General features: G+C 60.4%; 12 protein-coding genes. All 12 read right to left on the bottom strand.

Annotated features, from left to right (window positions below; translation table 11 throughout):
- Positions 1-73: 73 nt before the first annotated feature.
- Positions 74-724 (bottom strand): SPOR domain-containing protein, encoded by a 651-nt coding sequence (locus tag ACA064_RS08605; RefSeq protein ID WP_497672981.1) that lies wholly within the window; start codon positions 722-724, stop codon positions 74-76.
- On the bottom strand, positions 708-2015 hold the full coding sequence (gene folC, locus ACA064_RS08600; RefSeq protein ID WP_497672980.1) for a bifunctional tetrahydrofolate synthase/dihydrofolate synthase: 1308 nt from the start codon (positions 2013-2015) through the stop codon (positions 708-710). The genes ACA064_RS08605 and folC overlap by 17 nt, the downstream gene beginning before the upstream one ends.
- Entirely contained in the window at positions 2012-2932 is a 921-nt protein-coding gene (gene accD, locus ACA064_RS08595; protein WP_150804970.1) for an acetyl-CoA carboxylase, carboxyltransferase subunit beta, read from the bottom strand. Before accD ends, folC begins: the two co-directional genes overlap by 4 nt.
- 292 nt (positions 2933-3224) lie before the next feature.
- Positions 3225-3848, bottom strand: a complete 624-nt coding sequence (locus ACA064_RS08590; protein ID WP_497672979.1) for a phosphoribosylanthranilate isomerase — start codon at positions 3846-3848, stop codon at positions 3225-3227.
- A 63-nt stretch (positions 3849-3911) separates the two neighbouring features.
- A complete protein-coding gene (gene truA / locus ACA064_RS08585; protein ID WP_497672978.1) occupies positions 3912-4766 on the bottom strand; it encodes a tRNA pseudouridine(38-40) synthase TruA in 855 nt (284 codons plus the stop codon).
- A 245-nt stretch (positions 4767-5011) separates the two neighbouring features.
- Entirely contained in the window at positions 5012-7801 is a 2790-nt protein-coding gene (locus ACA064_RS08580; protein WP_497672977.1) for a motility hub landmark protein FimV, read from the bottom strand.
- 194 nt (positions 7802-7995) lie between these two features.
- A complete protein-coding gene (locus ACA064_RS08575; protein ID WP_497672976.1) occupies positions 7996-9006 on the bottom strand; it encodes an aspartate-semialdehyde dehydrogenase in 1011 nt (336 codons plus the stop codon).
- A gap of 225 nt (positions 9007-9231) precedes the next feature.
- Positions 9232-10344 (bottom strand): aspartate-semialdehyde dehydrogenase, encoded by a 1113-nt coding sequence (asd, locus tag ACA064_RS08570; protein ID WP_497672975.1) that lies wholly within the window; start codon positions 10342-10344, stop codon positions 9232-9234.
- A gap of 67 nt (positions 10345-10411) precedes the next feature.
- Entirely contained in the window at positions 10412-11494 is a 1083-nt protein-coding gene (gene leuB, locus ACA064_RS08565) for a 3-isopropylmalate dehydrogenase (RefSeq protein ID WP_497672974.1), read from the bottom strand.
- A gap of 65 nt (positions 11495-11559) precedes the next feature.
- On the bottom strand, positions 11560-12324 hold the full coding sequence (locus ACA064_RS08560) for a class I SAM-dependent methyltransferase (RefSeq protein WP_497672973.1): 765 nt from the start codon (positions 12322-12324) through the stop codon (positions 11560-11562).
- 127 nt (positions 12325-12451) lie between these two features.
- Positions 12452-13096, bottom strand: a complete 645-nt coding sequence (leuD, locus tag ACA064_RS08555) for a 3-isopropylmalate dehydratase small subunit (RefSeq protein ID WP_497672972.1) — start codon at positions 13094-13096, stop codon at positions 12452-12454.
- A gap of 2 nt (positions 13097-13098) precedes the next feature.
- The gene (leuC, locus tag ACA064_RS08550) at positions 13099-14529 is read right to left on the bottom strand and encodes a 3-isopropylmalate dehydratase large subunit (protein WP_497672971.1); all 1431 of its coding nucleotides are present in this window, start codon (positions 14527-14529) and stop codon (positions 13099-13101) included.
- Positions 14530-14620 lie beyond the last annotated feature (91 nt).

Here is a 14620-nt window from a genome sequence, read left to right as displayed (position 1 = left end):
GCGCATTTTAGCAGAAGCGCATGCCTGTCGGTAAGCCGCGATTGTCAGTGCATTTCAAATCGGCTCGATAGCCTTAACCGCGTTCTGGCTGGAAACGCACCACAAAACCCTTGAGGTTCTGCTGACGACCGAGCAAGTCCCGCAGGCGATCGGCTTCAGCGCGCTCGATCAGCGGCCCGACGAATACCCGATTCTTGCCGTTGGCGGTACGAATGTAGGCGTTATAGCCCTGGCTGCGCAGGGACTTCTGCAAGCTCTCGGCACTTTCCCGGCTGGATAGACTGGCCAACTGCACCGACCAACTGACCGACAGGCCATTGGCATCGACGCGGCTCTGGCTCACATCCGGCTTGGCCGGTGCGGCAGGCTGCGCGACCGACGGCTTCGGGGCCGGAGGTGGCGCGACAGGCTTGCTGGCGGCAACCGGCGGTGCAGGAGCGACCGGCACAGTCGGCGCAATCGGCATCGACGGCGCTTGCTGCTGGGCAATTTCCTCATCGCTCGGCACCGGTTCCTGCGGCAGGCTTTGCGGCTCGGGCACGATCACCGGCTCGACCTGTACCTGTGGCATGGCGGGCGCTTGAGGCGCGGCCGGGGCTTCAACGGTTATCCGGCGCTGCTCATCCTCACGGGAGAACAGCATCGGCAGAAAAATCACTGCCAATGCCACCAGGACCAGGGCCCCGACCATCCGCTGCTTGTAAGCGTTATCCAGCAAAGCCATCTGCAGCCTCCTCCGTGGAGTGCCGGGCCAACCATTGGAGAGCCTCGGCGACACAATAAAATGATCCGAACAACAGAATTTCATCCTCTGCCGTCGCTTGCGCACACTGCCCTTCCAGCGCGGCAGTGACACTCTCATAGGACGTCACCGACGCGCCAAGGTTCTGCAAGGCCGCTTGCAGATCCGCGACCGGACGACTGCGCGCAGTATCCAGCGCAGCAACAGCCCACTGTTGGACACTAGCACTCAATTCGGCGAGAACCCCATCGAGGTCCTTGTCCGCCAGCAATCCAAACACCGCCAGACGCCTGCCGATCAATGGACGACGAGCCAGGCGATGGGCCAGATACTCGGCGGCATGTGGGTTGTGACCCACATCCAGCAGCAAGTGTAGGCGTTTGCCCTGCCAGTCGATCTGCCGTCGATCCAGACGCCCGACGACTCGAGTCTGTTTCAGCGCCTCGACAATCTGCTCCGCCTGCCAAGGCAAACCGAGCAGCAAATAAGCCTGCAACGCCAGCGCCGCGTTTTCCATGGGCAGATCGAGCAACGGCAAATCATGCAGCTCAACCGCCTGGCCCTGTGCATCAAGGCCGCGCCATTGCCAGTTGTGCTCGGTGATACCCAGGTCGAAATCGCGACCGCGCAGGAGAAACCGGCAGCCCAGCTCGCGGGCCTTGTCCAGCAGGGGTTGAGGAGGATTGAGATCGCCACACAGCGCAGGTGCGCCCTGACGGAAAATGCCGGCCTTTTCGAAGGCGACCGACTCACGGCTATCGCCGAGATAGTCCGTGTGATCGACGCCAATGCTGGTGACCAGCGCGAGGTCGGCGTCGACCAGGTTGACCGCATCAAGACGCCCCCCCAGGCCGACTTCCAGCACCACCGCATCCAGCCCGGCACGCTGGAACAGCCAGAACGCCGCCAGAGTGCCCATCTCGAAATACGTCAGGGAGATTTCGCCACGCCCGGCCTCGACCGCGACAAAGGCCTGGCACAGCTCGGCATCCGTGGCTTCGATGCCATTGATCTGAACCCGCTCGTTGTAGCGCAGCAGGTGCGGCGAGCTGTAGACGCCCACCTTTAATCCCTGGGCTCGCAGCAAGGACGCCACGAACGCACAGGTGGAACCTTTGCCGTTGGTACCCGTAACCGTGATTACCCGAGGCGCCGGCTTGCCCAGGCCCATCCGCGATGCGACCTCTTGCGAGCGCTCAAGGCCCATGTCAATGGCCGACGGATGCAACTGCTCAAGGTAGGCGAGCCAGTCGCCAAGGGTACGTTCGGTCATATGTTTGCAGGCACCGGCGGAACCACGATCGGCTCGATGGCCGCGGCCACGAACACTGGAGTCGGCACGCCCATCAATTGCGCCAACAGGTTACCCAGACGCGGACGCAGCTCCTGACGGGCGATGATCATGTCGATGGCGCCGTGTTCCAGCAGGAATTCACTGCGCTGGAAGCCTTCCGGCAGCTTTTCACGGACGGTCTGCTCGATGACGCGCGGGCCGGCGAAACCGATCAGGGCTTTAGGCTCGCCGACGATGACGTCGCCAAGCATGGCCAGACTGGCGGAAACACCACCGTAGACAGGGTCGGTCAGCACCGAGATAAACGGAATGCCTTCTTCACGCAGACGCGCCAGAACCGCCGAGGTCTTGGCCATTTGCATCAGGGAAATCAGCGCTTCCTGCATCCGCGCACCGCCGGAAGCAGCGAAGCAAATCATCGGGCAGCGGTTTTCCAGGGCGTAGTTGGCGGCACGAACGAAACGCTCGCCAACGATGGCACCCATCGAGCCACCCATGAAGGAGAACTCGAATGCCGAGACCACTACCGGCATGCCCAGCAGGGTACCGCTCATGGAGATCAACGCGTCCTTCTCACCGGTCTGCTTCTGGGCCGCGGTCAGGCGATCCTTGTACTTCTTGCCGTCGCGGAATTTCAAGCGATCGACCGGCTCCAGGTCGGCACCCAGTTCGGCACGGCCTTCAGCGTCGAGGAAGATGTCGATGCGGGCGCGGGCGCCGATGCGCATGTGGTGGTTGCACTTGGGGCAAACGTCCAGGGTTTTTTCCAACTCCGGACGATAGAGCACAGCCTCGCAGGACGGGCATTTGTGCCAAAGACCTTCAGGCACCGAGCTTTTCTTCACCTCGGAACGCATGATCGAAGGGATCAGTTTGTCTACCAACCAGTTGCTCATGCTTTCTTTCTCCAGTACCGGCGGCCCGAACGCTGTACGTTCGAAGCCCCGAGTATGCCCTTGAGCTAAATTCATGTGTGCGGCGATGATCCGTTCGCTACCGCGGTCAGCACGAGGCTTGACCTGCCTGTAGCGAATCGTTCCTCAGCCCTCTCGACAACTCGCTCCAGAGCGGTTGCCACTTCGATTTCGGCCTGTCCAGCGACGGTGCCGGACTGTTTTTGCACGACTGTGCCAGCCTTTTTTTGTACAGTGGTGTTGGACGGCGGCAGACTGCCAGCCGTCACATCGGCTACGTACTACTGCGTACGGCCTGCATAAACGCGCGAATCTTTCCGTGATCCTTGATCCCCTTGCTCTGCTCCACCCCGCCGCTGACGTCCACCGCATAGGGACGGACCCGGGCGATGGCCTCAGCCACATTGCCCGCCGTCAGGCCGCCAGCAAGGATAATCGGCTTGCTCAAACCCTGCGGCACCAGTGACCAGTCGAAGGCTTCGCCCGTACCGCCCGGAATGCCTTCGACATAGGTATCGAGCAAGATCCCGCTGGCGCCCGCATAAGCCCTGCAGCCGGCGGCAATGTCATCGCCAGCCTTGACTCGCAGCGCCTTGATGTAAGGCCGGTGATAGCCTTCGCAATCGGCCGGCGTTTCGTCGCCATGAAACTGCAGCAGATCCAGTGGCACCGCATCGAGGATCTCACCGAGCTCGCAACGGCTGGCATTGACGAACAGACCGACAGTGGTCACGAAGGGCGGCAACGCGGCGATGATCGCCCGCGCCTGCTGCACATTCACCGCCCGCGGGCTTTTGGCGTAGAACACCAAACCAATGGCATCCGCCCCGGCTTCGACCGCTGCCAACGCATCTTCTATGCGGGTAATCCCGCAAATCTTGCTGCGAACGGCTGACATGTCGTTGGAACCTCAGGATTTATCCGGGAAAGTCCCGGATGGTAACAAATGCTTTTCCGGGCGTCAGCCGTCAAGTTCCGAGAAACCAGTAAGGAAATGTGGACCGATAAAGCGCTCGGGCAGTTCGAATTCGTCGTGGTACTCGACTTGCACCAGATACAGCCCGTACGGATGCGCCGTGACCCCACCAGTTCGCCGAACACGGCTTTCGAGCACTTCCCTGGCCCACTCCACGGGGCGCTCGCCGGCACCGATGGTCATCAGCACTCCGGCGATGTTGCGCACCATATGGTGCAGGAAGGAGCCGGCGCGGATATCCAGCACGATCATCTTGCCGTGTTGGGTGACCCGCAGATGGTGGAGCTTCTTGACCGGCGACTTGGCCTGGCACTGGCCGGCGCGAAACGCGCTGAAATCGTGAGTCCCTACCAGATGCTCGGCAGCTGCAGCCATGCGCTGCACGTCCAGTGGGCGATGATTCCAGGTAATTTCCTGATTCAAATGTGCCGGACGAATCTGATCGTTGTAAATCACATAACGGTAGCGCCGGGCAATCGCCTTGAAGCGCGCATGGAAATCCGCCGGCATGACCTTGGCCCAGCTCACGCTGATGTCATGGGGCAGATTGATGTTGGCGCCCATGGTCCAGGCTTTCATCGAGCGTTCGGCCTGGGTATCGAAGTGCACCACTTGCCCGCAGGCATGCACGCCGGCGTCGGTGCGCCCGGCACACATCAGCGATACCGGTGAATCGGCGACTTTGGACAAGGCATTTTCAAGGGTTTCCTGCACCGTCAAGACGCCGGAAGCCTGACGCTGCCAGCCGCAGTAACGCGACCCCTTGTATTCAACACCCAAAGCGATTCTGAAAAAGCCTGCGGCCGCCCTTTCGGCGGCCGCGTTATCTATAGTTGCCAAGGACTTACAGCCTGCTGATCTACGCAAAGGCGGCCATTATACGGCCGCAGGCCCTGGACGCCATACATATCAGGCGCCTGCAAACCCCGTAGGAGCTGCCGCAGGCTGCGATCTTTTCAGGGGAACACACCACCCCAGCGGGAGCGGGCTTGCCCGCGAAGGCGGCATCCCTGGCAAAAATGCCCCTGGGTTGAAACAAAAACGGCAGCCTCAATGGCTGCCGTTGTCGTTAATGCAATTACGCTTTATCCGGCCAAACGCTTCAGCAGTTGCTTGGCTTCGCTCTTCTGAACGGCATCGCCCTCGCTGAGGACCTCACTGAGAATATCCCGCGCACCATCGCTGTCGCCCATGTCGATGTAAGCCTGGGCCAGATCCAGTTTGGTCGCCACTTCGTCAGTGTCCGAGAGGAAATCGAACTCCAGCTCGTCGGTGTCGGCCGCTGCATCCTCGGCGGTGTAGCTTGGTTCGGCAAACGGCTCTGCAATTGGCGGTTGCTCAAGGCTTTGCGACAGGCGATCCAGCTCGGCGTTGACATTACCCAGTTCGGCAGCGAACGCATCCGGCTCGGCTGGGGCATCGATTTCATCGGGCAGAGACAAATCGAAATCATCCAACAGATCGAAATTATCGATTGGCGTCTCGCTCACCGCCGGCGCCGTAGCTACCGCTGGCGCTTTCACGTCATCCTCAAGACCCAGCAGGAACTCGTCATCAGCCAGGGTCTCGGCCGGCATATCGCCACCCAGGTCAAGATCGAATTCCGACAAGTCTTGCGGAGTGTCTTTCGCTTCGGTCTGCTGCTGCAAAACCGTTTCGAAGCTCAAATCGTCGTCCAATGGAAAGGCATCAAGCTCAGACTCAGACTCCAGGGCTGGTGCCGGTGTCGGTTCCGGTTCCGGTTCCAGTTCCGCCGATGCTGGCGCAACTACCGCCGGTGAGGCCACTTCCAGGTCATCCAGGCTCAGATCAAAGTCGCTATCAAGCTCATCCGCCGCTGCAACAGCGGCCGGTGCCGGTACCTCGGGCTTATCCAGGCTCAGATCAAAGTCGCTTTCAAGTTCATCCGCCGCTGTAACAGCGGCCGGTGCCGGCGCCTCTGGCTCATCCAGGCTCAGATCAAAGTCGCTATCAAGTTCATCCGCCACTGCGACAGCGGCCGGTACTGGCGCCTCGGGCTCATCCAGCAACAGATCCTTGACGTATTGTGCGTCCAGCTCGGCAGCCATCGCCGCCGCAGCGAGGCCGGTGACGGCCGCCACTCCAACCATCGCCGGGAAGCGGCTTTTCAGCTGTTCGACTTCAGCGTAATTCTTGCCGTTGGCTACCAACTGACGTTCTTGAGCGACAAAGGCATCGCGCTCGCCCTGCTCGCCATAGACTTCCATCAGCTTCAAGCGCAGGTCACTGCGTTGCGGCTCCCGCTTGATAGCCCATTGCAGCAGGTCGGCAGCCTGATTCAGGGCACCGCGCTGGATGTGCGATTGCGCCTGGGCCATAACGTCGTCCGAGCGCTCGGCTGCCGGCGCCACCAAAGGTGCGGCAATCGGCGGTACAACCACAACCGGAGCGAGAGGAGCTGGAGCTGGCGCTGGAGTGAACTTGACGCTTGGTGGTGGAACTTCAATGCCTTCGAAGCTGTTTGATGGCAGATCCAGATTCAGATCAGCAGCAAACTCCGGCTCCTCGGCCAGGGCCCGCGCCATGCGCATATGCTTGTCGGCTTCCTGCTGGGCCTTGCGACGACGGGCCAGCAACAGCAACAACAGCAGCACCACCACGGCACCACCACCGACCAGGCCCATCAGATACGGATTGGTCAGCAGGTCATTGAATTTGGCTTTCTCGGCAGGCGGCGTCGTGTCCTGAACCGGCGCCTCGGCAGGTACGGCGGCTGGCGTGGCAGCATCGGCTGTCGATTCTGCCGGCGGCGTCGCGCCAGCCTGGGCCGCCTGGGGATCAGCGGCCAACTCAGCCGACATCGGCGTTGAAGGTTGAGCTCCACCCGGACCTTCGGTCTGCAACTTGGCCAACTGATTGTTCTTCAGCTCGATCAGGCGCTGGAGCTTGTCCAGCTGGCTTTGCAGATCGTTCATGCGGTTTTTCAAATCGGCGTTGTCACGCCGGGTCGTATCGAGGCTTTCCTGGGCGATCGCGAGTTTGTTGTTCAGCGCTTGGCTGTCGCCCGCGGCACCTTTGCCGGCTTTACCGGCCTCGGCGGAAACCAGGCTCAAATTATCTTTGGCCGGCTGCGAGGAGGTGACATCAGCACCTCCCCGCTTGGTGGCGTCCAGTTGCCGCGGTTTTGCAACCAAGCGACGGCCCTGACGCCAGGCCGTATTCTGTGCGGCCACTTCGGCAATAGCCTGGGATTGCGGCAGGCTGGCGCTCTGTGCCGAATCCGGCAGACGCAGCACTTGGCCGGCTTTCAGGCGGTTGATATTGCCGTCGATAAAGGCATCGGGGTTCATTGCCTGAATCGCCAGCATGGTCTGCTGGATCGTGGCGCCGTTACGGGCCTTTGCGGCGATATCCCACAGGGTGTCGCGGGCGGCCGTGGTGTATTGCGCCGACTTGCCAGCCGCGGCTTGAGCCGGCGCTGGCTGAGCGGCGGCTTCAGCGGTTTGCGGAGAGAACTTCGAGGGATCGAGCAGCATGCTGTAATCGCGCAGCAAGCGGCCATTGGGCCACATCACCTGCACCAGGAATTTGACCATCGGTTCGGTCAGCGGCTTGCTCGATGTCACGCGCAGCACGCTTTTACCACTGGCATTGAGCTCGGTGGTGAAGGTCAGGTCATTGAGAAACGCCTGACGATCGACGCCGGCCTTGGCGAAATCTTCTGGCGAGGCCAGGCTCGGCACCACTTCGGCAGCGGATAGATCCTTGACATCGAGCAGTTCGATTTCCGCCATCAGCGGCTGATTCGGAGTAGACTTCAGGGTCAATTCCCCGAGCCCAAGCGCCTGCGCCACACCAGAGGACAGCGCCGAGGCGGCCGCAATTGCCAGCACCAGTTTGCGAACTTGAACCATAGCCTCTTCCTTTGTTTGAACACTCCCCGGCCAGCGAGAAGGTCTAGTAGCCGCTGCCCTAAGGCGTTGCGCAGAGCATTGAAGGCAACCTGCGCGCGATTATTTCATTCTTGCCCGTGGAACCCGCAAACGCGGCTCCAAGCCAAGCATAGCGCCCAGATAGAATCAGTCTGTAAATTGTTGCCAAGTATCTTTTACAAGAGGTCTTTTATCAACAACTCAGCCAACTGCACAGCGTTCAGCGCTGCGCCTTTGCGTACGTTATCTGACGTCAGCCACAGATTAAGTTCCGCCGGGTCGTCGACGCTGGTCCGAACCCGGCCGACATAGACCGCGTCCTGCCCCACCGCATCGCCGACTGCCGTCGGGTAATCACCGGCTTCGACCAATTCGATGCCAGGCGCCGCGTCAAGTGCTGCATTGATCTTGGCCAGGTCGATAGCCGTCGCTGCCTGCAAGGTCACGCTAAAGCTATCGCCGAAAAACACCGGGGCTTGAATGCAGGTCACAGAAATCTTCAATGCAGGCTCTGCCAGGACCTCACGCAGCTCCTTGACCAAGCGTTTTTCCAGCAAAGTGTGGCCTTGGGCATCCGGCGTGCCGACCTGTGCCAGCAGGTTGAAAGCCATCTGCCGATCAAAAAATCGTGGCTCCAGGGGGCGGACGTTGAGCAGTTCCGCGGTTTGTCGGGCCAGCTCTTTAACGGCTTCGCGACCTTGAGAGGAGACTGCCAGGCTGGCCGTCAGGTTGACCCGCTGAATGTCGAGCAAACCACGCAACGGTGCCAGTACGACTGCCAGCACTGTGGCTGACGCGCTTGGGCTGCTCAGCTGGACTGGCTTTTTCAACCCGGCCAGCACTTGGCCATTGGCTTCCGGAACCACTTGCGGCGCTTGCGCGGCAGGCAGTGCGCCGGATAAATCGATCAGCGCACAACCGGCAGCCGTGGCGCGCGGCGCAAAGCTCAGGGTAACCGCGGGGCCGGCAGCAAAAAACACCAGTTGAACCTTGCTGAAGTCGAATTCGTCGACTTCACGCACCCGTACATTCTTGCCGCGGAACGGCACCGAATGCCCGGCCGACTCGCTGCTGGCCAGCAGGTACAGATTGGCGACAGGAAAATCGCGCTCTTCGAGAATCTGGACGAGTGTTTCGCCGACAGTACCGGTGGCGCCGATCACGGCGATATCAAAGGACTGGCTCATGTTGCTACCTCAGGCGAAACGGGGGAGCGGCACTTTACCGGGTGGTTTGCAGTTCGGCAATTTAGAGCAAAAGATCGCAGCCTTCGGCAGCTCCTACGGGATCGGGTTTACACGCGGCCTATGTAGCTGCCGAAGGCTGCGATCTTTTTTGCAGGCGATGAATATCCCAAAAGACAAAAACCCGCACCTCTTTCAAGGCACGGGTTCCTTCATTGCTTCAATAAATCAACGCTCGAGCAGAATCCGCAACATGCGCCGCAGCGGTTCGGCCGCGCCCCACAGCAGCTGGTCGCCGACGGTGAAGGCACCGAGGAATTGCGAACCCATGTTCAGTTTGCGCAGACGGCCCACCGGGATATTCAGGGTGCCGGTGACCTTGGTCGGGCTCAGCTCCTGCATGCTGATCTCGCGCTGGTTCGGCACCAGCTTGACCCAAGGGTTGTGCTGGCTGATCAGCCCTTCGATATCGGCGATTGGCACGTCTTTGTTCAGCTTGATGGTCAGCGCCTGGCTGTGGCAGCGCATGGCGCCGATCCGCACGCAGATGCCATCGACCGGAATCGGGCTCTTGAAGCGACCGAGGATCTTGTTGGTCTCGGCCTGGGCCTTCCACTCTTCACGGCTCTGACCGTTCGGCAGTTCCTTGTCGATCCACGGGATCAGGCTGCCGGCCAGTGGCACGCCGAAGTTCTCGGTGGGATAGGCTTCGCCGCGCATGGCTTCGGCCACTTTGCGGTCGATGTCGAGGATGGCGCTGGCCGGGTTGGCCAGTTCATCGGCGACAGCGGCGTGGGTCGCGCCCATCTGCTTGATCAGTTCGCGCATGTTCTGCGCGCCGGCACCGGAGGCTGCCTGATAAGTCATGGCGCTCATCCACTCCACCAGACCGGCTTCGAACAAGCCACCCAGGCCCATCAGCATCAGGCTGACGGTGCAGTTGCCGCCGATGTAGTTCTTGGTCCCGGCGTCGAGCTGCTGGTCGATGACCTTGCGGTTCACCGGATCAAGCACGATCACCGCGTCATCCTGCATGCGCAGGCTGGAAGCGGCGTCGATCCAGTAACCCTGCCAGCCGGCTTCGCGCAGTTTCGGGAACACTTCGCTGGTGTAGTCGCCACCCTGGCAGGTCAGAATCACGTCGAGGGTTTTCAGCTCTTCAATGCTGTAAGCATCCTTGAGCGGAGCAATATCCTTACCCACGGACGGGCCTTGGCCACCGACATTGGACGTGGTGAAAAACACCGGCTCGATAAGATCGAAATCCTGCTCTTCCAGCATCCGCTGCATGAGCACGGAACCGACCATACCGCGCCAACCGATCAGACCTACACGTTTCATCGCAACTACACCTTTTACAAAAAGTGGGCGCGCTTGCCACCATCAGCGGCAAGCGGGGCCCAAGAGATTACAGATTCCGCAGCGCGGCGACTACTGCATCGCCCATTTCCTGCGTACCGACTTTGGCACAACCCACCGACCAGATGTCGCCAGTGCGCAGGCCCTGGTCCAATACCAGACTGACGGCCTTCTCGATCGCATCGGCCGCATCCTGCAGATTGAAGCTGTAACGCAGCATCATCGACACCGACAAAATGGTCGCCAGCGGGTTGGCAATGCCCTGCCCGGCGATGTCCGGCGCCGAACCATGACACGGCTCGTACATGCCTTTGTTGTTGGTATCCAGCGACGCCGACGGCAGCATGCCGATGGAACCGGTGAGCATCGATGCCTGGTCGGACAGAATGTCGCCAAACAGGTTGTCGGTGACGATCACGTCGAATTGCTTTGGTGCACGCACCAGTTGCATGGCGGCGTTGTCGACGTACATGTGGCTCAGTTCGACTTCAGGGTAATCCTTGGCCACTTGCTCGACGATTTCACGCCACAGTTGGCTGGAGGCCAGTACGTTGGCCTTGTCCACCGAGCACAGTTTCTTGCCGCGCACCATGGCCATGTCGAAACCGACACGGGCGATACGGCGGATTTCGCTTTCGCTGTATGGCAGGGTGTCGTAGGCCTGACGCTCGCCGTTTTCCAGTTCGCGCACGCCACGCGGGGCGCCGAAATAGATGCCGCCGGTCAGTTCGCGGACGATCAGGATATCCAGGCCAGAGACGATTTCCGCCTTCAGGCTGGAAGCTTCTGCCAGTTGCGGATAGAGGATCGCCGGACGCAGGTTGCCGAACAGGCCCAGTTGCGCACGAATCTTCAGCAAGCCGCGTTCAGGACGGATGTCGCGTTCGATGGCGTCCCATTTCGGACCGCCCACTGCGCCAAGCAGTACAGCGTCGGCCGCGCGGGCACGAGCCAGGGTTTCGTCGGCCAGGGGCACGCCGTGCTTGTCGATGGCCGCGCCGCCGATCACATCAAAGCTCAGTTCAAAGCCCAGCGAGTATTTGTCGTTGGCCAGTTCCAGCACCTTGACCGCTTCGGCCATGATTTCCGGGCCGATACCGTCACCTGGGAGAATCAGAATCTGCTTGCTCATGCTTTCCTCATTTCATCTGTCGGCGTGCCCGCAGGCGCACCTGGAAAAATTCTAGCGTTCGGCGCTTATCGTTCAGCCATCAGCACCAGCACATCCGTACTGAACGAACCATCGGCCTCAATCTCAAAATACTCGCGCACTTCATTGCCCATGGATTGCTGCAACTCAAGGATCGCGGCGCGCAGCACTTGCGGCGTGCGCATCCGCTCGACCCAGGAGTTGTACTCCAGGCGCAACCGCTGGCGCGTGGTGCTGCGGGTATGCAACCCCGCTTCGCTGACCTGACGCAACCACTCACCGGCGGAATAATCGCGCACATGGCTGGTGTCGCGCAGCACTTCGACGCTTTGCAGGTAAGTGTCGAACAACGGACTGCCCGGCGACAATACATCAATGAATGCTGCCACCCCACCCGGTTTGAGCACTCGCCGTACTTCCCGCAGGGCCAGGCCGAGATCGCTCCAATGGTGCGCGGAATAACGGCTGAAGACGAAATCGAACTCGCCATCGGCGAACGGCAAGCGCTCGGCGGCGCCGAGCACGGTGGACACGTTGCTCAAACCCCGGTCAACCGCCGCGGTGGCGACCACATCCAGCATCTGCTGAGACAGGTCGTAGGCCACCACTTCTTTGACCAGCGACGCTACATGGAAACTCACGTGACCGGCGCCACAGCCCAGATCCAGCACTCGAGCTTCGCCCTGCCCGGCCAGCTCAGCCTGTAGCAGCGCGAATTCGGTACCCTGAGCGTGCACGGCACTGCTCAGATAGGCCGTGGCCTGTTCACCGAATTGCTTTTGGACTACCTGGCTGTGGGCGTTGCTGGTCATGCCGATTTCCTTATGTGTTACCGGTTTGAAGATCAAAAGATCGCAGCCTGCGGCAGCTCCTACAGGTGTACGCAATCCAAATGTAGGAGCTGGCGAAGCCTGCGATCTTTTCAGCGATCACCAAACATCACGCGTCGCGAAACAACCAAGGCTGGCTCGCACGGTGCTTGGCTTCAAACGTCGCAATCGCCTCATGGTCCTGCAAGGTCAGACCGATATCGTCCAGGCCGTTAAGCAGGCAATGCTTGCGGAACGCGTCGATTTCGAAGCTCAAGACCTTGCCATCCGGACGGGTGACCGTCTGGGCTTGCAGGTCGACCTGCAACTGATAACCCGGAGTCTCTTCGACCTGCTGGAACAACTCATCGACTTCGGCATCGCTCAAGATGATCGGCAGCAAGCCGTTCTTGAAGCTGTTGTTGAAGAAGATGTCGGCATAGCTCGGCGCGATGATGCTGCGAAAACCGTATTCTTCCAGGGCCCACGGCGCATGTTCGCGGCTCGAGCCGCAACCGAAGTTTTCCCGGGCGAGCAACACGCTGGCACCTTGATAACGCTCGGCGTTGAGCACGAAATCCTTGTTCAACGGACGCTGGGAGTTGTCCTGGTACGGCTGACCGACATCCAGGTAACGCCACTCATCGAACAGATTCGGGCCGAAGCCGGTGCGTTTGATCGACTTCAGGAACTGCTTGGGAATGATCTGATCGGTGTCGACGTTGGCACGGTCCAGCGGCGCGACAAGACCAGTGTGCTGGGTAAAAGCTCTCATATTTACTGCGCTCCCTGGATCAATTCACGGACGTCGATGAAACGACCGTTGACGGCGGCGGCGGCGGCCATGGCCGGGCTGACCAGGTGAGTACGACCACCGGCACCCTGACGACCTTCAAAATTGCGGTTGGAAGTCGACGCGCAATGCTCGCCCGACTCCAAACGGTCCGGGTTCATCGCCAGGCACATCGAGCAACCCGGTTCACGCCACTCGAAACCGGCTTCGAGGAAAATCTTGTCCAGCCCTTCCGATTCCGCCTGAGCCTTCACCAGGCCCGAGCCAGGCACCACAATCGCCTGCTTGATGGTCGAAGCCACTTTGCGGCCCTTGGCGATCACCGCAGCAGCGCGCAGGTCTTCGATCCGCGAGTTGGTGCAAGAACCGATGAATACCCGGTCCAGCTGAATGTCGGTGATCGCCTGATTGGCGGTCAAACCCATGTACTTCAAAGCGCGTTCGATGGAGCCGCGTTTGACCAGGTCCATTTCCTTCGCTGGATCCGGAACGTTCTGATCTACAGCAAGAACCATCTCCGGCGAAGTGCCCCAGCTCACTTGTGGCTTGATCTGGGTGGCGTCGAGCTCAACGATGGTGTCGAACTTCGCATCCGCGTCGGTCACCAGATCTTTCCAGGCTTCGACCGCCAGGTCCCATTCCGCGCCTTTCGGAGCAAACGGACGGCCCTTGACGTAAGCCACTGTCTTTTCGTCCGCTGCGACCAGACCCACCCGTGCACCGGCTTCGATGGCCATGTTGCAGATGGTCATGCGGCCTTCGACCGACAAATCGCGAATCGCGCTGCCGGCGAACTCGATGGCGTGGCCATTGCCGCCAGCGGTGCCGATCTTGCCGATGATGGCCAGGACGATGTCCTTGGCGGTCACGCCGAACGGCAATTGCCCTTCGACGGAAACCAGCATGTTCTTCATTTTTTTCGCGACCAGGCACTGAGTGGCGAGCACATGCTCGACCTCGGAGGTGCCGATCCCGTGAGCCAGAGCGCCGAATGCGCCATGGGTCGAGGTGTGGGAGTCACCGCACACCACGGTCATGCCCGGCAAGGTTGCGCCCTGCTCCGGACCGATCACGTGGACGATGCCCTGACGGATGTCGTTCATCTTGAATTCGACAATGCCGTATTCATCACAGTTATCGTCGAGGGTCTGGACCTGCAAGCGCGAGACCTGGTCAGCGATGGCTTCGATGCCGCCTTTGCGCTCCGGGGTGGTCGGTACGTTGTGGTCCGGGGTCGCGATGTTGGCATCGATGCGCCAAGGCTTGCGCCCGGCCAGACGCAGGCCTTCGAAGGCTTGCGGCGAGGTCACTTCATGAATGATGTGACGATCGATATAGATCAGCGCCGAGCCATCGTCGCGCTGTTTGACCAAATGCGAATCCCAGAGCTTGTCGTAGAGCGTTTTGCCGGCCATCAGACGGTCCTCATCAGCTTGTTTCTATGCCCTGGGTCTTGAAATCAACTCAATGACCCCTTGGCTTGTGAGGTCGATCCTATGGCGTTAC

It is taken from the genome of Pseudomonas sp. LBUM1658 (assembly GCF_059716055.1).
Note: the sequence above shows the minus strand (reverse complement) of the source record. Positions and strands in the feature narration are given on the sequence as shown.